We start from the raw sequence: 24,293 nt of genomic DNA on the forward strand, positions 1-24,293 counted from the left end.
ACTCCTAACAAACAAAAAAGAGGCCAAAATTGCTGGCCTCTTTGTTACGCTTATGTTAAGAAGTTTATTTAGCGGTGCCGTTTTCTGCGATGGCTTTCTCCTTTTTCTCGGCTTTCACCTCTTTGGTAGCGCCGGCTGCGATAGAAATCTGACGCTTCTTCGTCTTCTTCTCATCTTTCGGAACATCCACCAGTAGGATGCCATCGCGGAACTCGGCGGTGATCTTATCGGGGTTTACGTTGTCGGGCAGGAAGAAACTTCTGCTGAAAGAGCCGTACTGTGTCTCCATCATATGGAAACGGCGGCCTTCCTCCTTCTTCTCCAGTTTGCGCTCTCCGGTAATAGTCAGCTTGCCCTCCTGGAAATCAATCGTAATATCCTCCTTCTTCACGCCTGGCAACGCTACCTCAATCTCATAACCGCGCTCTGTCTCGCAGGCATCCACGTGTGGCGTAAAACCAGAGAACGTTCTGGAGTTTACGGTGTCGTTAAAGAACCTGTCCAGCATTGCGCTGAAAGTTGATGGCATGCTCTCCTGCATGCTGTTATACCTTGTCAGTGCCATAATATACCTCCTTTTTTAAGCTTCCTTATTTTCACTTACACTACAGTAAAATGTGTGCCAACAGAATATTCCTGTTGAAAAGAGAAATAATGTCATTCATGAAGTATAAAAAGGCTTTTTTTACTGACGATTTTTCAGTTAAAGAGCTGATTAGTAAGTAATACTGGCAGTTTCGGGGGTGCGGTTGATCGTGTACTTTAGCTCCAGGCCCACCACTGGTGTAATGCGGTTGCGCTTGGTGGTATAGCCATCCTCCTGCAGTTGCCCCTGCTCGTTATACACCGGCGGCACCAGCACATAATAGTAATCTGTTTGCCGCATAAAGTATGGATTCACGCGCAGCTTCTCCGTCACCTCATAGTTCAGGCTCAGGCGCAGGCGGGTGCGGTCGATGGTGCGTTCCTGGATGCGGCCTTCATACGCTTTGCCTAGGTTGGAGCGCAGCATGGCCTCGTAGTTTATACTTGGAGTGATGAACTTACTGCCCAGCGGCAGGCGCTTGCCCAATTCGGCTGACAACCGGAAGCGCCCGAAGCTGTCATAATCCTCCTGGTCGACATACTCGAAAAGCAATTGCTTGTTAAAGTATAAACCCTTTACCTGACCGTTGTGGCGCAGAAACAGCGTATAAAACAGCGTCTTGGGGTAATCCTCAGCGGCATAGCGTAGTATGGCGCCGCCGCGCCAGTGGTCAGACAGCATGTGCTCGTAGCCCAGGCTCAGCTCCACCCTTTCAAAATTGCTCCCTATCCCCGATTCCCTCAGGTCGTTGAAGCGGCTGTCGGTGTTGATGCGGTAGCCGTTCCGCAGGAACAGCAGCCCCTCCTCGCCCACGCCGTAACTTACCTGCAGTTCCGGCCAGATGGTGGTAGGGGCATTTACCTTGCTCTGCGCCTGCACGATTGCCGGCAACAGCACCAGAAGTATAAAGTATAATTTTCTCATACGTGTCGCGTTTTGTGGTTCATCCCTCCAGCTCCTGCAGCGCTATCCAGGCCATCAGGCCTATACCTGTTTCCAGGGCCGTTTCATCAATATCAAACGTTGGGGTGTGCACGCCGGAGGTGATATCGCGAGCCTCGTTTCGGGTGCCCAGACGGTAGAAGCAAGCCGGCACCTGCTGGGTATAATAGGCAAAGTCCTCGGCGCCCATCCACAGGTCCAGGTCCACTACGTTCTCGGCGCCCAAGTATACTTCCGCGGCTTTGCGGGCTATGCCGGTTACAGTCGGGTCGTTTTGCAGGAAGGGGTAGCCAAACTTAATGTCGATGTCGCAGCTGCCGCCCATACTTTCGCAGAGGCTCTCGGCCAGCTTCCTGATTTTCTGGTGCGCCTCTTTGCGCCATACTTCGTTCATGGTCCGGAAAGTGCCTTCTATTTTCACCTCGTTGGGGATAACGTTGGTGGCACCCTTGGCCTCTATCTTTCCAAACGAGAGCACCGTCGGCACCTTCGGGCTGGCGTGGCGGCTCACAATCTGCTGCAGCGCCACTAGCAGGTGGGCCGAGATAAGCACCGGATCAACGTTCATCTCAGGCAGCGCGGCGTGGCCGCCTTTTCCCTTCACCGTGATGTAGATCTCATCAGCGCTGGCCATGTACATGCCCGACTTAAACCCCACCTTGCCGGCTGGCAGCAGCGGGAACACGTGCTGGCCCACTATACTTTCCGGGGCAGGGTTTTGCAGCACGCCTTCTTTAATCATGATAGAAGCACCACCTGGAAATTTCTCCTCGCCCGGCTGGAACACCAGCTTCACAGTTCCCTCAAACTCCCCGCGCAGTTCCTGCAGGATGCGTGCCGTGCCCAGCACCGAGGCGGTGTGCACATCGTGGCCGCAGGCATGCATCACGCCTTCGTTCTTTGATTTATACGCCACCTCGTTTGCCTCCAGAATGGGCAAGGCATCCATGTCCGCGCGCAGGGCAATCGTTTTCTTCTCCGGGTTCCGGCCTTTTATCAGGGCCACCAGGCCTGTGTTCGCCATACTTTCCGCCTCGATGCCATACTGCCCCAGCACCTGCTTTACATAGGCGGCTGTGTTATACTCCTCAAACGAGAGCTCAGGGTTGGCGTGGATGTGGCGGCGCACCTGCACCGTGTCGGGTGCGTAGGCCTTGGCAAGTGCTTTAATTCTATCTAGGGTAGTGGACATAATTCTAATCAAAATACCGGCTGCTTTATACTTTGCACCGGGGCTTATCAACTGTAAAACAAGGTAGCAATTTTATACTTTCCGGCATCAACAAAAAAGCGTTGCAGCTACTTCGCCACAACGCTTCTACGGCTTTCTGCGCCTATACTTTAATTCTTCCGGATGTTTATCTTATCCGGCACAATTTGCGCGTTCGGGATCAGGTCGGAGATTTTGTTCAGCACCTGCTGCGCCTCCACCCGGTTAAAGAAGTCGCCCACCATCAGGCGGAAGTTCGGCTGCTGGTAAGTGAGGTAATCCTGTACATCAGGCACCCTGGTGATGATGGCCTTGCGCAGGTCCATCACGGTTTGGCGCTGCGAACCGTTATAGGCCAGAATGCGGTAGCCCTGAGCATACTTGATGTTCTTGTTCACGCTGGCCACCGTATCCATCAGCACGGCCACCTGCTCGTTGTTGTGGAGCGTTGGCTCTACGCGCGCCAGCGGGGCATTCTCTGCCGTTTCATACCTTGGGCGGTACTGGCTCAGGTCGTCGAGCACCTTTTCGGACTTACCTGTTCCTACTCTTGCCTCGCTGCCCACACGGCCAGTGCCTTTAGAAGGTGCACATGCGGTTACTACTGCCAGCAGCAAGACCAGCGAAAAACTCAGAAATCTATTCATGGGAAACTATTTGTATACTGGCCGAGCAACCCAACCTGTCGGCGCCGGCTTTAATTAATGCCTCTGCTTCGGCGGTGGTTCTGATGCCGCCGGAGGCTTTGATCTTCATTTTGCTGGGCAGCACGCGGCGCATCAGCTTGATGTGCTCTACGGTGGCTCCTTTGGCAGCAAAGCCTGTAGAAGTTTTAACGTAGTCGGCACCGGCGCTGGTACAAATGCTGCAGGCTTTTATAATTTCCTCCTCCGTCAGCAGGGCCGTTTCGATAATCACCTTCAGCTCGGCTTCGCGCATGTGGCAGAACTTGGCCAAGTCGCTTAGCTCATTCTCCACCTCCTTATACTTACCGGACATGAAGAATGAAACGTTCATCACCACGTCTATCTCATTGGCGCCATCTTCAATGGCTTGGTGCGTCTCTAGAAACTTCACTTTGGGGTGCTGGTAGCCCAGCGGGAAGCCAATGACCGTGGCAACCTTTACCAAGGATCCCACGCCCAACCGCTCCTTGGCCTGCTGCACATAGCACGGCGGCACACACACAGCCGCAAAGCCGTAACTCCGGGCCTCGTCGCAGAGTTGCAGCACCTGGCTGGCCGTAGCATCAGGGTGCAGCAGCGTATGGTCTATATAAGAGGCGATGTCTTCTCCTGCCATAGTGGTTGGATAAAAGACAAAGGACATAAGATGAAAGTATACTTTCTCCTACATCCTCTATCCTATTAACAAATAAGGTATAAAAAGCAGCCACTACTTACTCGTAGCGGCTGCCGCTCTTTAGTCTTCAATCAGTACGCAGCGGTTGTTCTGCAGGTCGTCTTCCACACTCTTATACTTTACGTCCTTCAGCACGCGGCCATCGTTGTACTGCACGCTTACGCGCTCGTTACGGCCGGCAACTTTCTGGGAGTGGGCTGGCATAATCTTCTCCGCCTCCTGCGCTGGCGCGCTGGTGTGGCCTGTTTCATCCTCCAACGAAGAATGCACTTCCTGCTTCTGCTCTTTCAGCACCGGCGGCTTAGGGGCCATGGGTGGCCTTACCGGCTGCTGCACCTGCTGCGGAGCCTGCACCGGTATAAACGCACGGAACAGGAACTCGATTGTCTGCTCGTTTACTTTGCCGATCATGCGCTTGAACAGCTCAAACGACTCGAACTTGTAAATCAACAGCGGGTCTTTCTGCTCGTACACGGCGTTCTGCACGCTCTGCTTCAGGTTGTCCATCTCGCGCAGGTGGTCGGTCCAGGCCTGGTCGATGGTACCCAGCGTGATAATTTTCTCCATAGAGCGCATCAGCTCCAGCCCCTGCGTTTCGAAGGCCTTGGTCAGGTTGGCTACGGCAGCCAGCTGGCGCTTGCCATCGGTAAACGGCACGGCGATGTTCTCGATCATCGGCCCACGGTTGGCGTGGATATCGGCAATAATCGGGAAAGCCTGGGCTGCGATCTGCTTGTTGCGGTTCAGGTAATGGTTCAGGGCCTCGTTGTAGAGGCGCTCTGCCAGTTGGTTGGCATTACCGGACTTGAACTCATTGTCGGTAATGGCAGACTCGATACCAAATACGCGCAGCACGTGCAGCTGGAAGTTTTCGTAGTCGCTGGTGTTCTTGTAGCTCACGATCACGTCTTCGCTGATGTCGTAGATCATGTTCCAGATATCCAGCTCCAGGCGCTCACCGTACAGGGCGTTTCTGCGGCGCTTGTACACCACCTCACGCTGTGCGTTCATTACGTCGTCGTACTCCAGCAGGCGCTTACGCATGCCAAAGTTATTTTCTTCCACCTTCTTCTGCGCACGCTCGATGGAGTTGGTGATCATCGAGTGCTGGATTACCTCGCCTTCCTCCAGACCCATGCGGTCCATCAGGCGGGCAATACGGTCAGAGCCGAACAGGCGCATCAGGTTGTCCTCCAAGCTCACGAAGAACTGCGAAGAGCCCGGGTCGCCCTGGCGGCCGGCACGACCACGCAGCTGGCGGTCTACGCGGCGGGACTCGTGGCGCTCTGTACCAATAATGGCCAGACCACCTGCCGCTTTAGATTCTGGTGTCAGCTTAATGTCGGTACCACGACCGGCCATGTTCGTGGCAATGGTTACCGTGCTTGGCTTACCGGCTTCGGCCACAATCTCGGCCTCTTTCTGGTGCAGCTTGGCGTTGAGTACCTGGTGCCTGATATTGCGCAGCTTCAGCATGCGGCTCAGGAGCTCGGAGATCTCTACCGAAGTAGTACCTACCAGCACCGGACGGCCGGCCTCTGTCAAGGCCACAATCTCGTCGGCCACGGCGTTATACTTCTCGCGCGTGGTTTTGTATACTTTGTCGTGCTCGTCTTTTCTGGCGATGGGGCGGTTGGTTGGGATGACCACCACGTCCAGTTTGTAGATGTCCCAGAACTCGCCTGCCTCTGTTTCGGCAGTACCCGTCATACCGGCCAATTTGTGGTACATACGGAAGTAGTTCTGCAGCGTAACCGTGGCGTAGGTCTGTGTGGCATCCTCTACCTTCACGTTCTCCTTCGCCTCAATGGCCTGGTGCAAGCCATCGGAGTAGCGGCGCCCTTCCATGATACGGCCCGTCTGCTCGTCCACGATCTTCACCTTGTTATCCGGCGTTACGATATACTCTGTGTCCTTCTCGAACAAAGTATAAGCCTTCAGCAACTGGTTGATAGTATGGATGCGCTTCGACTTCTCCTGGAAATCGGCGATCAGTTTCTCTTTGGCGTGCAGCTGCTCCTCATGCGACAAAGCATTGTTATGCTCAATCTCAGCGATCTCGGTACCGATGTCAGGCATGATGAAGAAGTTCGGATCCTCGCCCTGGCCTGTAATCAGGTCGATGCCGCGCTCGGTCAGCTCGATCTGGTTGTGCTTCTCGTCGATGGTGAAGTATAGCGGCTCGTCGGCCTCCGGCATCTGGCGGGAGTTATCCTGCAGGTAGAAGTTCTCCGTTTTCTGCATAATAGCGCGGTTGCCTGTCTCGCTGAGGAACTTGATCAGCGGCTTGCTCTTAGGCAGACCACGGTAAGCGCGGAACAGGGCTAGACCGCCCTCTTGGGTGTTTCCGTCCTTGATCAGGCGCTTGGCCTCGGTCAGGAAGTTCTGTACCACTTTGCGCTGCGCCTCCACCAGCATGGCAATGCGTGGCTTCAGCTGATAGAACTCGTGCTCATCACCCCGCGGCACCGGACCAGAGATGATCAGCGGCGTACGGGCGTCGTCAATTAACACGGAGTCCACTTCGTCCACCATCGCATAGTGGTGCTTGCGCTGTACCAGGTCCTGCGGTTCGCGGGCCATGTTGTCGCGCAGGTAGTCGAAGCCGAACTCGTTGTTGGTGCCGTACGTGATATCGGCGCGGTAGGCTTTGCGGCGGGCTTCGGAGTTGGGCTGGTGCTTGTCGATACAGTCAATCGTCAGGCCATGGAACTCAAAGAGAGGAGCCATCCATTCGGAGTCGCGGCGTGCCAGGTAGTCGTTTACGGTTACCACGTGTACTCCGCGTCCCGAGAGGGCATTCAGGTAAGCCGGCAGCGTAGCCACCAGTGTTTTACCCTCACCTGTGGCCATCTCGGCAATTTTACCCTGGTGCAGCACGGCGCCACCAATCAACTGCACATCGTAGTGCAGCATATCCCAGGTAATTTCGTTGCCGGCAGCCACCCATTTGTTTGCCCAAGTGGCTTTGTCGCCTTCGATCTGCACGTTTGGCTTGCGGGCCGCTATCATACGGTCGTGCTCTGTGGCCGTTACCACCAGCTGGCCGTTCTCCTTCCAGCGGCGGGCGGTTTCCTTTACAACGGCAAAACCTGTTGGCAGTACTTCCAGCAGCACTACTTCCAGGTCTTTGTTGCGCTGTTTCTCCAGCTCATCTATCTCGGAGAAGATGTTCTCCTTCTGCACAATGTTCAGCTCTGTTTCTTCGGCTACGCGTTTGTGCAAAGCGGCAATCTTATCGTCAACCGGCTTCAGGCGCTCGTCAATAATCCCCTTTATCTCGAAGGTCTTCTGACGAAGCTCATCATCCGTAATAGTATTTAGCTTAGCATACTCCTGATTTACTTTAGATACGTAAGGTAGTACCTCCTTTATATCTCTGTCGGATTTGGTGCCGAAAAGTTTCGCAACGGTTTTACCGAGAAAATCAAACATCTGTATATGTTGTTCTTAAATGAATTTTTCTGTTCGCAATATCGCCAAAAATAGCTGTTTTTCCGATATATCTTACATCGTGCACTAAAACAATACCAGAATAAGCACGGCCTGCCTCGCCTGCCAAATTTACCGATGAAGTATAGTGCCACAGCTATTTATACTTTAAACGGCCAATAGGCTATGACATAATAGGTAACATGTGGCAGTGTGGCAGAAGTTCGTTTTGGGGTGAGTTATACTTTCGCTGGCGCAAGCGTCCGCTTGTGCCTTCTAATAGCTGCTGCTTCCCGCGCCCTGACACAAGCTATCCTTACTAGCCCCTGTTCATCCTCTAGTTCGCACAAACTTACTGTTGCATCTCCTACTTGGCTCCCTCCCAGGCCGGGAGGCCTCGCCTTCGGGCATCGCGCTGTGTTCCCTCCTTGCCTCGCTCGCGCTCGGCATGCCCTTGACGGGCACCGGATCTCACAAGGCGCTCTTTATACGAGGGCCCCTACCCCCACCCAAAGGCTGGGAACAGGTTCGATAGCCGCTGCCCTTGCTGTCATCTCGACCATCGGGAGAGATCTCATTAGAATTCCAAATAGATCTCTCGCGCTGCTCGAGATGACAGAGAAAGTATGAAGTATAAATCCCCTCCTCTGGACTAGCCAAAACGCGAGTTTTGAGCTAGCGAGCGCAGCTCTTAGGGGTGGGTTTACACTTGTAGGGACAGGTCGCGACCTGTCCGCACGAGAACAGAAGCTATAAAACTTATACTTCAGCTAAAGCTATTACAGGCTCCCCTCCTTAGCCAAGGAGGGGCAGGGGTGGTTGGAACCGGTACTGCCGAAACGCCCTCCCCTGTTTTTAGGGGAGGGCTGGGGTGGGGTTTAACAGGGTGCTATCACGGCTAAACCATCAGAAAACCTTCTGGAACTCCACGACATCCTCCCAGCCGTCAAGAGTTCTGAGCCACTCTTTTCTCACGCCTACTTGCTGAAAACCGGCCTGCGTGAAAAGGTGGATGCTTGGCAGGTTGGTGGCGGTAACTGAGCAGTATACCTGGTGTAGCTGCAGTTTGCTTTGGCAGTAACCAAGCAACAGGTGCAGGGCTTCTTTGGCGTGGCCGTTGCCGCGGTGCTCGGCGGTTACCACAATGCCAATGCCTGCGCGTCGGTGCAGCGGGTCAAAATCATACAGGTCTATGGCGCCGATGGCCTGTTGGCCGTGGTTGCAGATAACCAGGCGCAGCTGCTTCACGGTGTAAATGTCCTGGGCAGCGTTTTCGAGGTAGGCCTCCAGCACAAACCTGGAGTATGGTGTAAGGGTGTTGCCCACGTGCCACACCGATGTGTCGTTTTCCAGCGAATACAGGAAATCCAGGTCGGTCGGCTCCAGGGCGCGGAGGTAGGTATTATCTGCTTTCAGAAACACGTCAACTATGCTTTATACATGCATCAAGGTATAAAAAAGAAAGACTCCCGACAATTTATACTTGCCGAAAGCCTTCTTTTATAGTTAGAACGACGGGTTAATCCTTGGTTATGATTTATACATTAACTGAGCCGGTAAACACCTGCTTTGCCGGCCCGATCAGGTAAATGTACTTGAAGTTATCTGCACCGGAGCGCTCGAAGGCCACCTGCAGTTCGCCGCCCAGCACTTTTACCTTTACCGGGCTCTGCATGCCCTCCATGCCTGCCACCAGCGCAGCGGCTGTTACACCCGTGCCACACGACAAGGTTTCGTCTTCCACGCCGCGCTCGTAGGTGCGCACAAATATCTCGTTCTCGCCAATTTTCTGCACAAAGTTTACATTAGTGCCCACGGCTGCAAAACGGTCGTTGTAGCGAATGGCGCGGCCTTCTTCATACACATCCATCCCTTGCACATTGTCTACAAAACGGATGTAGTGCGGAGAGCCGGTGTTCAGGTAATAGTCTTCACCAATTCGTTCCACTTGCTTCACGTCGTTCATCTTCAGCTGAATCAGGTCGCGCTCTACGCTGGCTTGGTGCTCGCCATCGGCGGCCAGAAAGCAGGCTACGTCCTCAATCACGCCCAGTTGGCGGGCAAAACGAACGGTGCAGCGCGCGCCGTTTCCGCACATGGAGCCCACACGCCCGTCTGCGTTATAGTACACCATCTCAAAGTCGTAGTCCGGATGGTCCTGCAGCAATATAAGTCCGTCGGCACCCACGCCGGTGCGGCGGTCGCACAGGTGTTTTACCAGCGCTTCGTTCTCGCCCGGGAACGTCATCTTCCGGTTATCGATCATCACGAAGTCGTTACCGGTGCCCTGGTATTTGAAAAAATTGATTCCCATGTATCTGAAACAATAAAAACAGCAGGTTCGTGCACTTTTTATGGTGTGGCGGATAATGCGTAATTTTACCCCCTTACGGGCGCCTCGCCTGAAATAAACGACAAAGATATGTATTCCTTTCTTACAACAGAAAACTGGCCTGATTATGAGCTGGTAGACAGCGGAAATTTCGAGAAACTGGAGCGATTTGGCCAGTATTACGTGGCCAGGCCGGAGCCGCAGGCCATCTGGGACAAGCACTTGCCCGAACAGGAGTGGCAGCGCCTGGCGCAGGCCGTGTTTACCCGCGACAAAGGCAGCCAGGAAAAAGGCCAGTGGAAACTGAAGAAAGGGATGCCGGAGCAGTGGTTCATCAACTACAAGTATAATGACCTGAAGTTGCGTTTCCGTTTGGGCTTGTCGTCGTTTAAGCACGTGGGCCTGTTTCCAGAGCAGGACAGCAACTGGAAGTTTATTTACGACACCACCCGTCAGTTGAAAACGCCCCAGCCTAAGGTGCTGAACATGTTTGCCTACACCGGAGCTGCCACCTTGGCCGCCAAAGCCGCCGGCGCCGACGTGACGCACCTGGACTCGATAAAGCAGGTTAACTTCTGGGCCCGCGACAACATGGAAGCCAGTAACCTGGACAACGTGCGCTGGATTGTGGAAGATGCCATGAAGTACGCCCGTCGCGAGGTGAAGCGTGGCAACAAGTATAACGGCATCATCCTGGACCCGCCCAGCTACGGCCGCGGCCCGAACGGCGAAAAATGGCAGCTGGAAGACGAACTGAACGAGATGATAAAGCTTTGCCGCGAGATGCTGGACGGCACCGATTACTTCCTGCTGATTAACCTCTACTCCATGGGCTTCTCAGCACTGGTGCTCGACAACCTGATGCGCGGCACATTTGGCGAGATGGTGAAGAATGAGGAACTCGGCGAGCTATACTTGCTGGACGGCGGCGACAGGAAACTGCCGCTGGGGACGTTCTTCAGGTTTACTTCGGTGGGGAGGTAGGGAAATAATTTCCCAGCCAAGCACTTTAAAGCAGGTGACTTCTTATCCAAAATCAAAACTAATTAATTCACAAATCACACTTCTCAAGCAAAATATTAAGTACATATTATGAAACTTTTCACACCCGTGTTCAGGCTAACTACTATTTTATGTTTAATACTTCTCATGGGTTGTGATGAGGATAAAAATTTCGAGGAACTTGCACCTTACCGTACTTACACAGCTTTGCTAAATCAACAAGATGAAGATGCCCCAGTTGCCACTGTGCTTGAGAATACGTTGAACATAACAATAGAATGGTCAAGAACTAGTAGAGGAAAATACTTAGGCACGCTAAGTCAGCCGGTTGATATCAATAAAAGCACCCTTTGGGTATCAACGCCTCCAACTCATGCAGTTATGAGAATACGGTTTAATAGCCCGACAGAAATCTACCTGGAAGCTGGTCAAGGAGTTAATTTTCATACTGACACTTACTCCAATGTCTCCTTAGAGCTAAAAGTATATAAGTAAGGTAGTTCCTTGTCTTGCTATCTCTGCTACACTACAGTTGGCGTTTCAACATTACAACTTTAGATGTAAAGCGCGTTATATTCAACAATCAACTAACAACTAACAATCAAATGAACCGCCTCGCACTAATCGATATGGGAACCAACACCTTTCACCTGCTGGTAGTGGAGGTGGATGAACAGGGCCAACTAACGGAGCTTTACAAAACTAAAGTGCCGGTACGGTTGGGGCAGGGCGGCATCAGCAACGGCAACATTGCCCCCGAGGCTTACGAGCGTGCGCTGAAAACGCTGCGTCAGTTCCGCAGCACCATAGATGAGTATGGCGCGAAGACGGTCCGGGCGATGGCAACCAGCATGGTGCGCAACGCAGCCAACGGCGATGATTTTATAAAGGACATCTACAAGCAAACCGACATACAGGTAGAAGTGATTGACGGCGCCCGCGAGGCCGAACTGATTTACTACGGTGTACGTACCGCAGGCGCGCTGGACGAGCAGGCAGCCCTGCTCATGGACATTGGCGGCGGCAGTGTGGAGTTTATACTTTGCAACAACCAGGAGATCTTCTGGAAACGCAGCTTCGAGATTGGAGCACAGCGCCTGATGGACCAGTTCTTCACCGCCGACCCGATACCCGCCGAAAGTATAGCCGCTGAAAAAAACTACCTGAACGAGCGCCTGCAGCCCCTCACTGAGGCCGTGGCAAAGTATAAACCAACCATCCTCGTAGGCTCCTCCGGCACCTTCGATACTCTCTGCGACATCAACGCCCTCCGCCACGGCGACACCTCGCGCCAGCAAAATATACCGCCCGCATCAAGTATAAGTATCGCCGATTACTATGCCATCCACGAAGAACTGCTCCGCAAGAACCACGACGAGCGCCTGGCCATACCCGGCATGCTGGAGATGCGCGTGGATATGATTGTGCTGGCAAGTATACTGGTGGATTTTGTGCTGCAAAAGTATACCCTCCAGGAAATCCGCACGTCATCCTACGCGCTGAAAGAAGGCGTGCTGTATGAGATGCTGCAGAAATAATGATTGTCTGAATCAGGATTGACGGGATTGTAGGATTGACGTGATTTCTGCAGTGCCGGGTCCAACCACCCCTAGCCCCTCCTTAGCCAAGGAGGGGAATTTATACTTGTCACTCTCCCTGTCATCTCGAGCTCAGCGAGAGATCTATAGGGAATTCTAACCAGCTCTCTCTAAGGTCGAGATGACAGCAAGGGCAGCGGCTTTCGAAGTGATTTTGGATCCTTGCCTCACACAAGGCTCTGTTGACGATTAACATCCCCCTACCCCCTTCAAAGGGGGACTTTGGCTGAAGCTCCGTTAGCCACGGCTATCGACTTTATCCCAGCCTTTGGGTTGAGCGCCTTGTGAGATCCGGTGCCCGGTGAGGGCATGCCGAGCTGCAGCGAGGCAAGGAGGGAACACCGCGCGATGCCCGAAGGCGAGGCCTCCCGGCCTGGAAGGGCAGAAAGTAAGCTATGAAATGATAGGTTTGTGCGAACTAGAGGATGAACGGCAGTTAGAAAGGATAGCTTGTTTCCAGTGGAAGGAAGCGGTGGCTATGAAAGTATAAGCCGGCAAGTATAAAAAGTCATAAGCGGACACCCGCGCCAGACAAGTATAACGTTTGCCCTGCTGAAAAAAACAGCTCCGGAAGTATAACCTCCGGAGTTGTCTTAAATATTATCCCTTTGCCAGTCGCTTCCGCTCCTTCTCGTACGTTTTCTTCAGTTGCTTAAGCTCCGGATTGTTCTGGCTATACTTTACGGACAGGATTTTAGCGTCCTGCAACTGTGCCTGCTGCGTATCTTTCAGCGCGAGTTGCTGCCCCAGTTGTTGCTGCACTTTCTTGGTCTTGCCGGTGCGGTAGCCTTTTTCCAGCAACTGCGCCAGCAGCTGAATCGACGCCTGCTCCTCGCCTTCGTTCGCGTAATGAGCCACAACGGCAGCGGTGAACGCCTGCTTCTGATGGCTGTTGGCGTAGTTGAAGAGCGAGATGTGATCCAGGCCGAATTTGTTCACCTGCTGTGCCAGGTAGTAGGTTCTGGCTTCCTCATACTTTAAAATAGCCCCGCTATAGTTGTTTCTGCTGATGAGGTGGCTGGCCTCTTCCAGTCTGCGCTGGTAAGCAGCTGCTACCGCAATGGCTGCTCTGCCATCCGTAGCCGTGAAGGTAGCAATGCCGCACTCCGACATGCCCTGCGCCGATCTAATGGCGGCTTCATACGCCTGGTCTGCCGCGATAAACTTTTTCTCCCGAACCAGCGCCTGCGCATTCTGGAAGTGCTTGTCGTACTCAGCCTGGGTGTTGATGCACTCCTGGGTAAAGATGCGCTCACGCAGCAGGTTATACTTGCTCCGCACCTCCGCGTCCTGCACCAGCGCATAACGCTCCTGCATGGCCGTGGCCTCAGCGGCTGTCTGGCGGGCGTTGCTCAGCCTGTTCTGCATCGCCAACTCATAACCTTGTCCCAGCATGGCCAGCAGCACTGGCTTGGCCGCCCGCTGCGACAACTGCCGTAGCTCCTGCACCGGCCGGAAAGTATACTGCTGCTCCAGCGTCAGCGCCTCCTCAAACTGGCCCAAGGCCGCGCGGTGATTCTGCTGCGCCAGGTAGCGCTTGCCCTCATCGATATAGCCCAGGTAGTACTGGAACTTCACTTGGCTCAGCAGGTCGCCGGCTTCGGTGGCGTTGTGCAGCACGTAATCATACTCCCGCTGGAAACCCAATGCCTCCCGCGCTACCCGCTCTGCTTCCTGCAAATCGTTGCGCGACAAGAGGCGTTTTCCGTTTTCCACCATACTTCGGTATACACCGCCAGCGGCCCGGGCCTCTCCGTCGTTCAGCGCCTGCATGTTGCAGCGCAGGCCGCCAATGGTGCTGCACAGGTCGCGGGCTTCGGCGTAGGATTCCAGGGCAAAGCTATACTCGCCACGGGTGGTAAAGCGATTGCCTTCGGTGATGTGGGCCGCGTAGATGTCGTGGGCCAGCGCCAAGGCCATTTGCTGAGTCTGTGGGTCCACACGCATGCGGGTTAGCACATCGCGGGTGCGGTTAGCTGCCTCGCGGATATAACCGTTGCGCAAATCGATGCGGGCCAGCTGTACATGCGCCGGAGCGAAGCTGGGGTTGGCCTCTGCGGATTTGGCAAAGTATGTCTGGGCCACAGAGGCATTGCCGTTGTTCAGCAGGCTCACGCCACGGTTGTAGAAGTGCTCATGGATGGTGGCCAGCGTATAGTTCACGGCCTTACGACGCTCCTGCAACACCTGCTGCAGCTGCTCCATTTTATACTTCAGGCGCTGCGGGTCCTGCTGCTTCAGGTTAAGCTTTTCGGTGTAGTTCTCCTTTTTAAGGGATTCATACTGCTTCTCCAACTCGTGCAGTTTGCGGTCGTGCAGGGGCAGGCGGTCTATGTCGTCCGGCAGTACGAGCGCCACTTCTTTCAGCGCCTGTTGCACCTTGCTGTCGGCGGCAAAGTATGCGCGCACCAGGCTGAGCTGGTCACGCAGCTGCTGCACATCCACAGCAGTATACTCCACCTGCTCCTCCACCACCTGCAGCTTGTAGTTCTGGTTGGCGGCCGTGTCTGGTAGCTGCTCCTGCAGCAGCGCCACGCCGTTTGATTTTAGCGTTACGGTGCGGTCGTATACTTGCACCACCTCATTTCTGGCGTTCAGCAGCTGCACTTTGGCTTTATACTTTTCCGGCAGCAGGGCATCCGCCAAGTCAAAGCCTTTGTAGTCGGTGCTGCCGCTTACCTGTACGTTGGTTACCTGCACCTTCAGTTGCAGCTTGTCGCCGGCATCGCTAATCTGCGCCTGCTGCTCAAAGCGAAGCGTAAACTCCGGCGTGCGGGGTGGCCTGCCGCTGCGGGTAGTTACCTGGTTTTCCTTTAGTATATTGATGATGCTGTTAAGCTGCGCCTGGCTGCCTCCGGAGCCGGTGCCATACTTCAGTAGGTATACTTCGGCTGTTTTTTCCTCAAACAGCAATTTGGTTTGTGCCTCGACAGAGGAGGTTGCAAGGACGATAACGAGTAGTAGTAGCGCTTTTTTCATAGTACAGGGGCTTTGCTTGCTGAGGCCAGGGCAAAGCTTGTTCCAGTTTTTCTTCTATCAGCCCGTAAAGTATAGAAAAAATAAAATATTAGTGGTGAAGGGACAGTTATTTATAGTATTGGTAAGGTGCGTAGGTGCATAAAAAGTATAGGGCAAGGCATTGGTTTGATAATTTCTTAATTTGCCACCCTTAACAGAAGACGTTTAGATGTACTCATACAGACAACTTTTTGACTTTACACAGGAGGTGTTCCTGCACATGGGCTGCCCGGCGGAGGATGCCGAGCTGGCTACCGAAGTACTGCTTTCCGCCGACCTGCGCGGCATCGACTCTCATGGCGTGGCCCGCCTGAGCGGTTATGTCAGGCTCTGGGAAGCTGGCCGCATCAACGCCAAGCCTAACATCCGCATCGTGCACGAAACACCCAGCACCGCCACTGTAGACGGAGATGCCGGCCTGGGGCTGGTGGTAGCTCCACGCGCCATGGCCATTGCCAAGCAAAAGGCCGAGCAGGCAGGCACAGGTTGGGTATCAGTAAAGAACTCGAACCACTTTGGCATTGCCGGCTACCACGCCATGATGGCCCTGGAGAAAGACATGATCGGTATCGCCATGACCAATGCCTCGCCGCTGGTGGCCCCTACCTTTTCCACAGACCGCATGCTGGGCACCAACCCTATTGCCGTGGCCGTGCCCGCCAACAGGCAGCCCCCCTTTGTAGCCGACCTGGCCACCGCCGCCGCCGCCAACGGCAAGCTGGAGATACTGCAGCGAAAAGAGAAGAAGGCCCCGCTCGGCTGGATCCAGACAAAAGACGGGCAGGAATCTACCAACCCGAACGAGCTGAAAGATGGCGGTGCTTTGCTGCCGCTGGGCTCCGACCGCGACCACGGCAGCCACAAAGGGTATGCCCTGGCGGCGATTGTGGATATACTTTCAGCGGTGCTATCGGGTGCTAACTATGGCCCGTGGGTGCCGCCGTTTGTGGCCTTCCTGCCTGTGGCGGATAATTTACCTGGCGAAGGCATCGGCCACTTTCTGGGCGCGCTGCGTGTAGATGCCTTCCGTCCTGCCGATGAGTTTAAACAGCACATGGATAACTGGATTGAGACTTTCCGGAGCGCACATGTGGTACCCGGAGAGGGTGCTGTGTTAATCCCCGGCGACCCGGAGCGTTTGATGGAAGAAATACGCATGATCCAGGGCATTCCGCTGCTGGAGCCTGTGGAGCGCGACCTGGAGACCCTAAGCCAGCGTTTCGGCATTAAACTATAAAAACAAAGTATGGCAGCGGGAGGAGGTACGGCAGCAGCAAGGTTTTTCAGAAGTATAGGCTTAGTCTCAGGTAAGCGCAGCATGCTGATGCTGGTTGTTTCGTGGACGCTGAACCTGTTCTGGCTGGGGCTGAACTACTTTTGGCGGCTCGTCTCCGTGGAGGTGCTGCTGGCGATTCCGGTGCTCCTGCTACTCTACGCTCTGCTTGCCCTGGTAGCTTACGTCTATTGGGGTGTGCGCCAGGTGCAGGAAGAGGAGGCGCCCTATGCCAACGTAATGGTAGGGGCAATTGTGGCTGTTACGCTGCTATACTTTAATTTTAACCTGCTGCAGTATGTGCTGCAGGCGATTCAATAATACCACAGCGCGGCGCACCTATTACTTGAGCTCAATATCTACGATTTTTATTTTTTTATACCTAGGGGCCTTTGGCGTAGGAAAGCCACAGATATACTCCTCGTCCAGCAGGGTATAAGTGAGAGTAACTTTCTGTTCTTCCATCTTTTGAAATCTCTCAGGCAGGTTGACAGGTGAGTGGTAGGTAGAGTTGATTAGAATCAGCCAACCGCATCCATCAGCGGCTTGATCCCCATGGAACTCAACGGTAGCGTCTACAGGGCCTGTTAGTTTACATGCACAGACAGTATCATCTTTTTTACAGGCTATCGCGCTGGTAAGTAGCACTATAACCCCAATGATCAGATAAGCTGTTCTCATTGCTTGCATATCAGGAGTGTTTTTTCTCAACCATCAACCTTATCCATAAATATAAAAATTATACTTTATCAATTGCATTAACAAAGTATAATTTTGTTCCTAATAAGAAAGGTCGACTATGCGTAGTCGACCTTTCTTATCTATAGTTAGCCTTGTACTTGCTCAGGCAGCTTTATACTTCTACTCGATTTTCTTGCCTGCCATCGCCTGCTTAATAGAGATCTGCATCACGCGCTCGGCAAAGGGACTTGTCTGCTCCTCCAGCCTGTCTACGGCAGTGTAAATGGCGTCTTTGTCGCCACCGGCGGCCAGCACGTCTTTCAGCTGCTGCACGTTCTCGCGCGTCAGGTTTATCTCGTCCTCCGTCAGGTGCTGGCCATTCTTCTCCAGGAAGCGCTCTACCTGGTACAGCATCTGCTCGGCTGTGGTGCGGGCCTCAATCTGCATGCGCGTGGCCACGTCTTCTTTGGCATGCGTAATGGAGTCCATCAGCATCTGCTCCACCTGCTGGTCGGTCAGGCCGTACTGTGGCTTTACCTCCACCTCCTGCCGCACCCCGGAGCGCAGCTCAATGGCCTCTACTTTCAGGATGCCGTCGGCGTTAAGTATAAAGTTCACGTCCACTTTCGGGAAACCGGCCGGCATGGCCGGAATGCCCTTCAAGTCGAACTCGGCCAGCTTGCGGTTCTCCTTCACCACGTCACGCTCTCCCTGATAAACCGATATCTTCATGTTTACCTGCCCGTCTACCGAGGTGGTATACTGGCGTCCGGCCTTGGTCGGGATTTTAGAGTTTCTGGGGATAATCGGGTCCATCAGGCCACCCATCGTCTCAATGCCCAGCGTGAGCGGTGTGACGTCCAGCAGCAAAATGTCCTTGCGGTTACCGGCAAGTATATCAGCCTGTATGGCGGCACCCAAGGCTACCACCTCATCCGGGTTAAGGGAGTTGTTGGCCGGCTTTCCAAAGAACGTAGACACCGCCTCATACACCAACGGCACGCGCGTAGAGCCTCCCACCATGATCACGGCATCAATCTGCTCCGGCTGTAGCTTGGCATCGGCCATGGCTTGCTGGCAGCTCTCCATCGTTCGTGCCACAATGGGGGCAATGAGCTCCTCAAATTTATGCCTGGTAATACCGCATTCTATACTTTCGCCAACCTTGCTTACGTACAGCTGCTGCTGGCTAAGTGCCTTCTTCGCCTCTTCGGCTTTCAGGCGCAGCTCCTGCGACAGTTGCTTGTCCTGATGCACGGTATCGGCTACCAGCTGGTTTTCCTGTATCCAGTAATTGATGATGGCGCGATCGAAGTCGTCACCGCCCAGGTACGTGTCGCCGTGCGTGGAGAGCACTTCGAAGATGCCCTGATGGATGCTAAGTATGGAAATGTCAAAGGTGCCGCCCCCTAGGTCGTACACGGCTACCGTTTTCTCCTCATTCGGGTCTATGCCGATGCCGTACGCCAGGGCCGCCGCCGTAGGCTCGTTTACGATGCGCAGCACCTCCAGCCCCGCCAGTTTCCCGGCATCGCGTGTGGCCTGGCGCTGCGAGTCGTTGAAGTAGGCCGGAACGGTGATAACAGCACGGTTTACCGGGGTTTTCAGGGAATGCTCCGCCCGCTCGCGCAGCTCCTTCAGTATCTCCGCCGACAGCTCTATTGGGGAGTAGAACTTATCCTTCACCCGTATCTTCACCAGGCCCTCCGAGTCGTCATCGATGATCTTGTACCCGTAGTAGTCCTTGTGCTCGCCCAGGTCCTTGTACGACTTGCCCAGCAGGCGCTTTACGGAGTAGAACGTATTGGCCGGGTCTGTGGTCAGGTACGCTTTCGCCTCGGTGCCCACTATCGTCTCGCCCTGCTGCGTAAAGTGTACCACCGACGGCACAATGGCTCCGCGGCCCTGATCGTTAATCGCGATAGGCTTTTTATCTTCAGGATGGATGTAGGCCACCAAACTGTTGGTCGTGCCTAAATCTATGCCTACAATCACCTCTTCCTGCTGAAGGGATCCGGTAGAAAGGTTTATTGCAACTTTTGCCATAGTATCTGTATTTACGTGAGCCCGCCGCCAACCGGCAGCAGCGCTATACAACAAAGTTACAAATTATTTGGGCAGGGATTTGTTTCGGGAAGGGAGAGGTTGGTGGGGTTTATACTTCAAGTATGGAAATAAGGCTGCAGCATTCAGCACCATAGCTGGTAAGCCACCTACTCATTAGGAGCACAGCCGGGCGCTTACGCTATAAATTGATGTTGCTCCAATTTATACTTTAAGTAAAGACTAAGGGGGCTAAGTTATACTTTAAAGCAGTTCTACTAACTCTTTACTCTTCACTTTTAACTCTTAACTATACGTCCTACTCCTCCCTTGGCACGATGATGAACACCTCCTCGTTGGGCCGCTTCATCAGGTATTTCTCGCGGGCGAATTTCTCCAGCAGGGCCGGGTTACCCATCAACTCGCGACGGTCTTTCTCCACTTCCGCCATCTTTTCCAGGTAATGCTCCTTGTCACGCTCCAGGTCGCTTAGCTCCCGCCGCATCTGGTACTGGGTTACAAAGTCGTTGGAGTCGAAGAACAGCATCCACACCAAAAACAGAAAAGATGTTATAAAATAGAAGTTTCTGAAGATTTTTGGGATGCGCTGTATCATAGGTAAAAAGGTAGGGTGTACTTACAAAAATAAGGCTGTGAGTTATATAACCCACAGCCTTACGAAATATATTTTCTCTAAGAGAGATTTTAGAACTTCTTGCCAGGATAGTATGCTACCTCGCCCAGCTCCTCCTCGATACGAAGTAGCTGGTTATACTTGGCCATACGGTCTGAACGGGAAGCCGAACCAGTTTTGATTTGGCCGGTGTTCAGAGCAACTGCCAGGTCAGCAATGGTGTTGTCCTCGGTCTCGCCTGAACGGTGGCTCATCACGCTCTTATAACCGTGGCGCATGCCCAGGTTAATGGCATTGATGGTTTCGGTCAGCGTACCAATCTGGTTCACCTTGATCAGGATGGAGTTTGCCACGCCTTGATCGATACCCTGCTGCAGGCGCTCTACGTTCGTCACAAACAGGTCATCGCCTACCAGCTGGCACTTGCTGCCTACTTTTTCGGTCAGTTCTTTCCAGCCTTTCCAGTCGTCCTCGGCCATACCGTCCTCAATAGAGATGATTGGGTATTTGTTCACCCACTCGGCCCAGTAACTTACCATGTCAGAAGAAGACAGCTTATCGCCTGTAGACTTCTTGAAGTGGTACTGGCCTGTAGAAGCATCGTAGAACTCAGAGCTGGCCGCATCCATGGCAATCATGAAGTCGTCGCCTGGCTTATAACCAGCAGCCTCAATGGCTTGCAGTACCACCTCAATGGCCTCTACGTTAGAGGCAATGTTTGGCGCAAATCCACCTTCGTCGCCTACGTTAGTAGAAAGGCCTTTTTTCTTCAGCACGTTCTTCAGGTGATGGAACACCTCCGACCCCATGCGAAGCGCCTCTGAGAAAGAAGGAGCACCCACTGGCATGATCATAAACTCCTGAAAGTCGATGGCGTTGTCGGCATGGCTACCGCCGTTCAGGATGTTCATCATCGGCACAGGCAGGGTATTGGCGTTCACGCCACCCACGTAACGGTAAAGCGGCATGTTAAGCTCCTGGGCAGCGGCACGCGCGATGGCCAGTGAAACACCAAGTATAGCATTGGCGCCCAGGTTTCCTTTGTTCGGTGTGCCGTCCAGCTCGATCATGATCTTGTCGAGCAGGTTCTGGTCAAACACCGGGAAGCCTACAAGCTCTTCGGCTATCTTGTCGTTCACGTTCTTCACAGCTTGCAGCACGCCTTTGCCCATGTACTTGGCTTTGTCTCCATCGCGGAGCTCCACAGCCTCGTGAATACCGGTAGAGGCTCCGGAAGGCACGGCAGCACGGCCCATTATACCTGTTTCAGTCATTACATCTACCTCTACCGTGGGGTTACCACGGGAGTCGAAGATCTGCCTGGCTTTAATGTCAGTGATTAAGCTCATTCGTTCTGTCTTTTTACAATAGTTATACTTTGTTTTTACTCTTCTCTAAAAGGGCCACAAACTCATCAAACAAGTAAGTAGAGTCGTGCGGGCCCGGTGATGACTCCGGGTGATACTGTACGGAGAAAGCAGGCTTTGTTTTCATACGCATACCCTCCACGGTGTTATCGTTCAGGTTAATGTGCGTAATCTCCACCTCCGGATGGCTTTTTAGCTGCTCCATATCTACCACGAAACCATGGTTCTGGCTGGTGATCTCGCTTCTGCCGGTCAGCAGGTTCTTCACCGGGTGGTTTAAGCCTCTATGGCCGTTATGCATCTTATAGGTACCAATACCATTGGCCTGCGCCAGTAGCTGGTGCCCCATGCAAATGCCGAACATTGGCTTCTCTTTCTCCAGAATCTGCTTCACGCTGCTCACAGCCACCTGGGTAGCGGCAGGGTCGCCGGGGCCGTTGGAGATGAAGTACCCGTCCGGATTCCACTTCTCCATTTCCTCAAACGGGGTGTTGTAAGGGAATACTTTCACCTCACAGCCACGCTGCATAAAGTTGTTGAGGCTATTGCGCTTTACGCCCAGGTCAAGTACAGCCACTCTATACTTTACCTCCTCTGGCTTCAGCTCATATACTTCTGGCGTGCTCACTTTGGAGGACAACTCTAAGCCGACCATGGATGGAACCTCAGCCAGGCGCTTGCGAAGCTCCTCGATGTCTGTAATCTCTGAAGATACGATGGCGTTCATCGCCCCTTTGTCACGGATGTGGCGCACCAGCGCGCGTGTATCGATTTCGCAGATACCTACTACGCCAGCTTTCTCGAAGTACTCCTGTAGGGAGCTCTCAGCTGTTTTCCTGGAGAAGAAATGGGAGAAGTCTTTACAAACCAGTCCGCTAATCTGCACTTTATCGGATTCTACCTCATTCGGTATAACCCCATAGTTGCCAACGTGCGAAACCGTATTTACCACTAGCTGCCCGTAGTATGATGGATCCGTAAAAATTTCCTGATAACCAGTCATACCTGTGTTGAAACAAAGCTCTCCACCAGATGTACCGATACGGCCGAGGCTTTTGCCTTTGAACACGGTGCCATCTTCTAGTAATAGGATTGCTTCTGAGGAAGTATGTTTTTTCATTGCAAGAGATTTATTACAAACATAAAAAAGGGACACGACTAACGTCGTGTCCCTTTAAAAATTATTTACATAAAGCGCTTATTTAGCATCTTTTGTATCTTCAGTTGCATCGTTAGACTCAGCAGCAGGAGTTTCAGGAGCCTCAGCGGCCGTAACCTCAGTTGCAGTTCCTTCTGCCTTCTTCTTACCGCCACGACGACGAGTCTTCTTGGCGCCAGCTGCAGCAGTACCAGTTGTAGTCAGCATATCCTCGTTGTAGTCTACCAGCTCGATTACACACATTTCTGCGTTGTCACCAAGTCTGTAGCCAGTCTTCAGGATTCTAGTATAACCACCTGGTCTGTTTGCAATCTTAACAGAAACCTCATCAAAAAGTTCCTTTACAGACTCCTTGTTCTGAAGGTAGGCGAAAACCGTTCTTCTGGAGTGCGTAGTGTCGTTCTTTGATTTAGTCAGCAGGGGCTCCACATACTTACGAAGCGCTTTAGCTTTTGCTACTGTAGTAGAAACGCGCTTGTGCAGGATAAGGGATGATGCCAGGTTTGACAACATTGCCTTACGGTGTGAAGCTGTTCTTCCTAAGTGGTTAATTTTTTTACCGTGTCTCATTATTTTGAATTGTGCACGTGCATACCGTCGATCAACCTAAGCGGGATCGGGAATTATGCCGTAGGATTAATTAATTATTCTTCCTCTAATTTATACTTAGAAAGATCCATACCGAAAGTCAGACCTTTCTCCTGAACCAGGTTCTCCAGCTCTGTCAGAGACTTCTTACCGAAGTTTCTGAACTTCATCATGTCCGCAATATCAAGCTGCACCAAATCACCAAGCGTTTTGATGTCGGCCGCTTTCAGGCAGTTGTAAGCACGAACTGAAAGGTCCATGTCCTGAAGTGGTGTCTTGAGAACCTTGCGCATGTGCAGCAGTTCTTCGTCTACCGCCTCCTCTTCTTCCGGCTTGGCCGTCTCAAACGTCATTGTGTTGTCTGAGAACAGCATGAAGTGCTGGATTAGGATATTGGCGGCACCCTTCAGAGCGTCTTCTGGATGTATAGAGCCGTCTGTCTGTATGTCAAGAACTAGTTTCTCGTAGTCGGTCTTTTGCTCCACACGGGTGTTCTCAACACTATACTTAACGTTCTTGATAGGGGTGAAAATGGCATCGATAAAGATTTGCCCGAACACCTGATCAACTGGCTTATTTTCTTCAGCCGGTACGTAGCCACGTCCCTTCTGAATTGTAACTTCTAGCTCAAAGTTCACGCTTGGGTCCAGGTGGCAAATTACCAGCTCTGGATTAAGCACTTCGAAGCTAGAAGTAAATCTGTTTATATCTCCAGCCTTGAAAGTATCCTGACCACTGAAGTTAACAGTGATTTTCTCATCTACCACTTCGTTCACTTTCTTTAAGCGAACCATTTTCAGGTTAAGGATAATATCTGATACGTCCTCAACCACTCCTTCAACAGACGAGAACTCATGCAGTACACCACCTATGCGAACGCTGGTTATAGCATATCCTTCCAAAGAAGAAAGAAGAATCCTTCGCAGAGCATTACCGATGGTTACCCCGTAACCTTTTTCAAGCGGCTTGAATTCAAATAAACCATGAAAGTCGTCGGCTTTTTCCATTACAACTTTCTCTGGCATTTGAAATGCTAATATTGACATACTTGCAGTGTTAAAGGTTA

Annotated in this window: 21 protein-coding genes; 5 read left to right on the plus strand and 16 right to left on the minus strand. The window is 52.8% G+C overall.

Annotated elements, in window-relative coordinates; genetic code table 11:
- Positions 1–64: 64 nt before the first annotated feature.
- From C8N40_RS15390 to dapF, 8 genes are all read right to left on the minus strand, one after another.
- Entirely contained in the window at positions 65–565 is a 501-nt protein-coding gene (locus C8N40_RS15390; protein WP_108212739.1) for an Hsp20/alpha crystallin family protein, read from the minus strand.
- Between the two features lie 150 nt (positions 566–715).
- Complete coding sequence (locus tag C8N40_RS15395) at positions 716–1,510, minus strand: DUF2490 domain-containing protein (protein ID WP_108212740.1); 795 nt, start codon at positions 1,508–1,510, stop codon at positions 716–718.
- Between the two features lie 19 nt (positions 1,511–1,529).
- Complete coding sequence (locus C8N40_RS15400) at positions 1,530–2,720, minus strand: M20 metallopeptidase family protein (protein WP_108212741.1); 1,191 nt, start codon at positions 2,718–2,720, stop codon at positions 1,530–1,532.
- Between the two features lie 149 nt (positions 2,721–2,869).
- Complete coding sequence (locus tag C8N40_RS15405; protein WP_108212742.1) at positions 2,870–3,385, minus strand: sporulation protein; 516 nt, start codon at positions 3,383–3,385, stop codon at positions 2,870–2,872.
- On the minus strand, positions 3,378–4,040 hold the full coding sequence (gene deoC, locus C8N40_RS15410) for a deoxyribose-phosphate aldolase (protein WP_108212910.1): 663 nt from the start codon (positions 4,038–4,040) through the stop codon (positions 3,378–3,380). The genes C8N40_RS15405 and deoC overlap by 8 nt, the downstream gene beginning before the upstream one ends.
- 120 nt (positions 4,041–4,160) lie before the next feature.
- Positions 4,161–7,535: a preprotein translocase subunit SecA gene (secA, locus tag C8N40_RS15415; protein WP_108212743.1), complete on the minus strand. Its 3,375-nt coding sequence runs from the start codon at positions 7,533–7,535 to the stop codon at positions 4,161–4,163.
- A gap of 903 nt (positions 7,536–8,438) precedes the next feature.
- On the minus strand, positions 8,439–8,954 hold the full coding sequence (locus tag C8N40_RS15420; RefSeq protein ID WP_108212744.1) for a GNAT family N-acetyltransferase: 516 nt from the start codon (positions 8,952–8,954) through the stop codon (positions 8,439–8,441).
- 115 nt (positions 8,955–9,069) lie between these two features.
- On the minus strand, positions 9,070–9,846 hold the full coding sequence (gene dapF, locus C8N40_RS15425; protein WP_108212745.1) for a diaminopimelate epimerase: 777 nt from the start codon (positions 9,844–9,846) through the stop codon (positions 9,070–9,072).
- Positions 9,847–9,954: 108 nt separating this feature from the next.
- Between dapF and C8N40_RS15430 the strand changes: the two genes are divergently transcribed.
- The 3 genes from C8N40_RS15430 to C8N40_RS15440 all read left to right on the plus strand — a co-directional run bounded on the left by C8N40_RS15430 (position 9,955) and on the right by C8N40_RS15440 (position 12,404).
- On the plus strand, positions 9,955–10,848 hold the full coding sequence (locus C8N40_RS15430) for a class I SAM-dependent methyltransferase (RefSeq protein ID WP_108212746.1): 894 nt from the start codon (positions 9,955–9,957) through the stop codon (positions 10,846–10,848).
- 108 nt (positions 10,849–10,956) lie between these two features.
- A complete protein-coding gene (locus C8N40_RS15435; RefSeq protein ID WP_146173579.1) occupies positions 10,957–11,361 on the plus strand; it encodes a hypothetical protein in 405 nt (134 codons plus the stop codon).
- 110 nt (positions 11,362–11,471) lie between these two features.
- Positions 11,472–12,404, plus strand: a complete 933-nt coding sequence (locus C8N40_RS15440) for a Ppx/GppA family phosphatase (protein ID WP_108212748.1) — start codon at positions 11,472–11,474, stop codon at positions 12,402–12,404.
- 660 nt (positions 12,405–13,064) lie between these two features.
- Here the strand turns inward: C8N40_RS15440 and C8N40_RS15445 are convergent.
- Entirely contained in the window at positions 13,065–15,443 is a 2,379-nt protein-coding gene (locus tag C8N40_RS15445) for a tetratricopeptide repeat protein (protein ID WP_108212749.1), read from the minus strand.
- A gap of 208 nt (positions 15,444–15,651) precedes the next feature.
- Here C8N40_RS15445 and C8N40_RS15450 point away from each other — a divergent pair, with 208 nt between their 5' ends.
- Together C8N40_RS15450 and C8N40_RS15455 are read left to right on the plus strand one after the other, a co-directional pair.
- Entirely contained in the window at positions 15,652–16,719 is a 1,068-nt protein-coding gene (locus C8N40_RS15450) for an Ldh family oxidoreductase (RefSeq protein WP_108212750.1), read from the plus strand.
- Between the two features lie 9 nt (positions 16,720–16,728).
- Positions 16,729–17,076: a hypothetical protein gene (locus C8N40_RS15455; RefSeq protein ID WP_108212751.1), complete on the plus strand. Its 348-nt coding sequence runs from the start codon at positions 16,729–16,731 to the stop codon at positions 17,074–17,076.
- Between the two features lie 21 nt (positions 17,077–17,097).
- On the opposite strand, the gene C8N40_RS15460 is transcribed toward C8N40_RS15455, so the two are convergent.
- The 7 genes from C8N40_RS15460 to C8N40_RS15490 all read right to left on the minus strand — a co-directional run bounded on the left by C8N40_RS15460 (position 17,098) and on the right by C8N40_RS15490 (position 24,273).
- Positions 17,098–17,445 (minus strand): hypothetical protein, encoded by a 348-nt coding sequence (locus tag C8N40_RS15460; protein WP_146173580.1) that lies wholly within the window; start codon positions 17,443–17,445, stop codon positions 17,098–17,100.
- A gap of 171 nt (positions 17,446–17,616) precedes the next feature.
- Positions 17,617–19,482 carry a Fe-S protein assembly chaperone HscA gene (hscA, locus tag C8N40_RS15465; RefSeq protein WP_108212753.1) on the minus strand — a complete coding sequence of 622 codons (1,866 nt, stop codon included), beginning with the start codon at positions 19,480–19,482 and terminating at the stop codon, positions 17,617–17,619.
- A gap of 316 nt (positions 19,483–19,798) precedes the next feature.
- Complete coding sequence (locus C8N40_RS15470; protein WP_108212754.1) at positions 19,799–20,095, minus strand: FtsB family cell division protein; 297 nt, start codon at positions 20,093–20,095, stop codon at positions 19,799–19,801.
- 89 nt (positions 20,096–20,184) lie between these two features.
- Positions 20,185–21,462 (minus strand): phosphopyruvate hydratase, encoded by a 1,278-nt coding sequence (eno, locus tag C8N40_RS15475; protein WP_108212755.1) that lies wholly within the window; start codon positions 21,460–21,462, stop codon positions 20,185–20,187.
- A 22-nt stretch (positions 21,463–21,484) separates the two neighbouring features.
- Positions 21,485–22,600, minus strand: a complete 1,116-nt coding sequence (carA, locus tag C8N40_RS15480; RefSeq protein ID WP_108212756.1) for a glutamine-hydrolyzing carbamoyl-phosphate synthase small subunit — start codon at positions 22,598–22,600, stop codon at positions 21,485–21,487.
- Positions 22,601–22,678: 78 nt separating this feature from the next.
- Positions 22,679–23,209, minus strand: a complete 531-nt coding sequence (gene rplQ, locus C8N40_RS15485) for a 50S ribosomal protein L17 (RefSeq protein ID WP_108212757.1) — start codon at positions 23,207–23,209, stop codon at positions 22,679–22,681.
- 74 nt (positions 23,210–23,283) lie between these two features.
- The gene (locus C8N40_RS15490; protein ID WP_108212758.1) at positions 23,284–24,273 is read right to left on the minus strand and encodes a DNA-directed RNA polymerase subunit alpha; all 990 of its coding nucleotides are present in this window, start codon (positions 24,271–24,273) and stop codon (positions 23,284–23,286) included.
- Positions 24,274–24,293 lie beyond the last annotated feature (20 nt).

Origin of the sequence: Pontibacter mucosus, assembly GCF_003054055.1 — a bacterium.
GTDB lineage: Bacteria > Bacteroidota > Bacteroidia > Cytophagales > Hymenobacteraceae > Pontibacter > Pontibacter mucosus.

Coding starts and splice junctions, on each gene's coding strand:
- deoC (WP_108212910.1), bottom strand. CDS start 4,040: ATGGCAGGAGAAGACATCGCCTCTTATATAGACCATACGCTGCTGCAC.
- C8N40_RS15490 (WP_108212758.1), bottom strand. CDS start 24,273: ATGTCAATATTAGCATTTCAAATGCCAGAGAAAGTTGTAATGGAAAAA.
- C8N40_RS15460 (WP_146173580.1), bottom strand. CDS start 17,445: ATGCAAGCAATGAGAACAGCTTATCTGATCATTGGGGTTATAGTGCTA.
- C8N40_RS15405 (WP_108212742.1), bottom strand. CDS start 3,385: ATGAATAGATTTCTGAGTTTTTCGCTGGTCTTGCTGCTGGCAGTAGTA.
- C8N40_RS15430 (WP_108212746.1), top strand. CDS start 9,955: ATGTATTCCTTTCTTACAACAGAAAACTGGCCTGATTATGAGCTGGTA.
- C8N40_RS15390 (WP_108212739.1), bottom strand. CDS start 565: ATGGCACTGACAAGGTATAACAGCATGCAGGAGAGCATGCCATCAACT.
- hscA (WP_108212753.1), bottom strand. CDS start 19,482: ATGGCAAAAGTTGCAATAAACCTTTCTACCGGATCCCTTCAGCAGGAA.
- C8N40_RS15450 (WP_108212750.1), top strand. CDS start 15,652: ATGTACTCATACAGACAACTTTTTGACTTTACACAGGAGGTGTTCCTG.
- secA (WP_108212743.1), bottom strand. CDS start 7,535: ATGTTTGATTTTCTCGGTAAAACCGTTGCGAAACTTTTCGGCACCAAA.
- C8N40_RS15395 (WP_108212740.1), bottom strand. CDS start 1,510: ATGAGAAAATTATACTTTATACTTCTGGTGCTGTTGCCGGCAATCGTG.
- C8N40_RS15400 (WP_108212741.1), bottom strand. CDS start 2,720: ATGTCCACTACCCTAGATAGAATTAAAGCACTTGCCAAGGCCTACGCA.
- C8N40_RS15445 (WP_108212749.1), bottom strand. CDS start 15,443: ATGAAAAAAGCGCTACTACTACTCGTTATCGTCCTTGCAACCTCCTCT.
- dapF (WP_108212745.1), bottom strand. CDS start 9,846: ATGGGAATCAATTTTTTCAAATACCAGGGCACCGGTAACGACTTCGTG.
- C8N40_RS15440 (WP_108212748.1), top strand. CDS start 11,472: ATGAACCGCCTCGCACTAATCGATATGGGAACCAACACCTTTCACCTG.
- C8N40_RS15435 (WP_146173579.1), top strand. CDS start 10,957: ATGAAACTTTTCACACCCGTGTTCAGGCTAACTACTATTTTATGTTTA.
- carA (WP_108212756.1), bottom strand. CDS start 22,600: ATGAAAAAACATACTTCCTCAGAAGCAATCCTATTACTAGAAGATGGC.
- C8N40_RS15470 (WP_108212754.1), bottom strand. CDS start 20,095: ATGATACAGCGCATCCCAAAAATCTTCAGAAACTTCTATTTTATAACA.
- C8N40_RS15455 (WP_108212751.1), top strand. CDS start 16,729: ATGGCAGCGGGAGGAGGTACGGCAGCAGCAAGGTTTTTCAGAAGTATA.
- eno (WP_108212755.1), bottom strand. CDS start 21,462: ATGAGCTTAATCACTGACATTAAAGCCAGGCAGATCTTCGACTCCCGT.
- rplQ (WP_108212757.1), bottom strand. CDS start 23,209: ATGAGACACGGTAAAAAAATTAACCACTTAGGAAGAACAGCTTCACAC.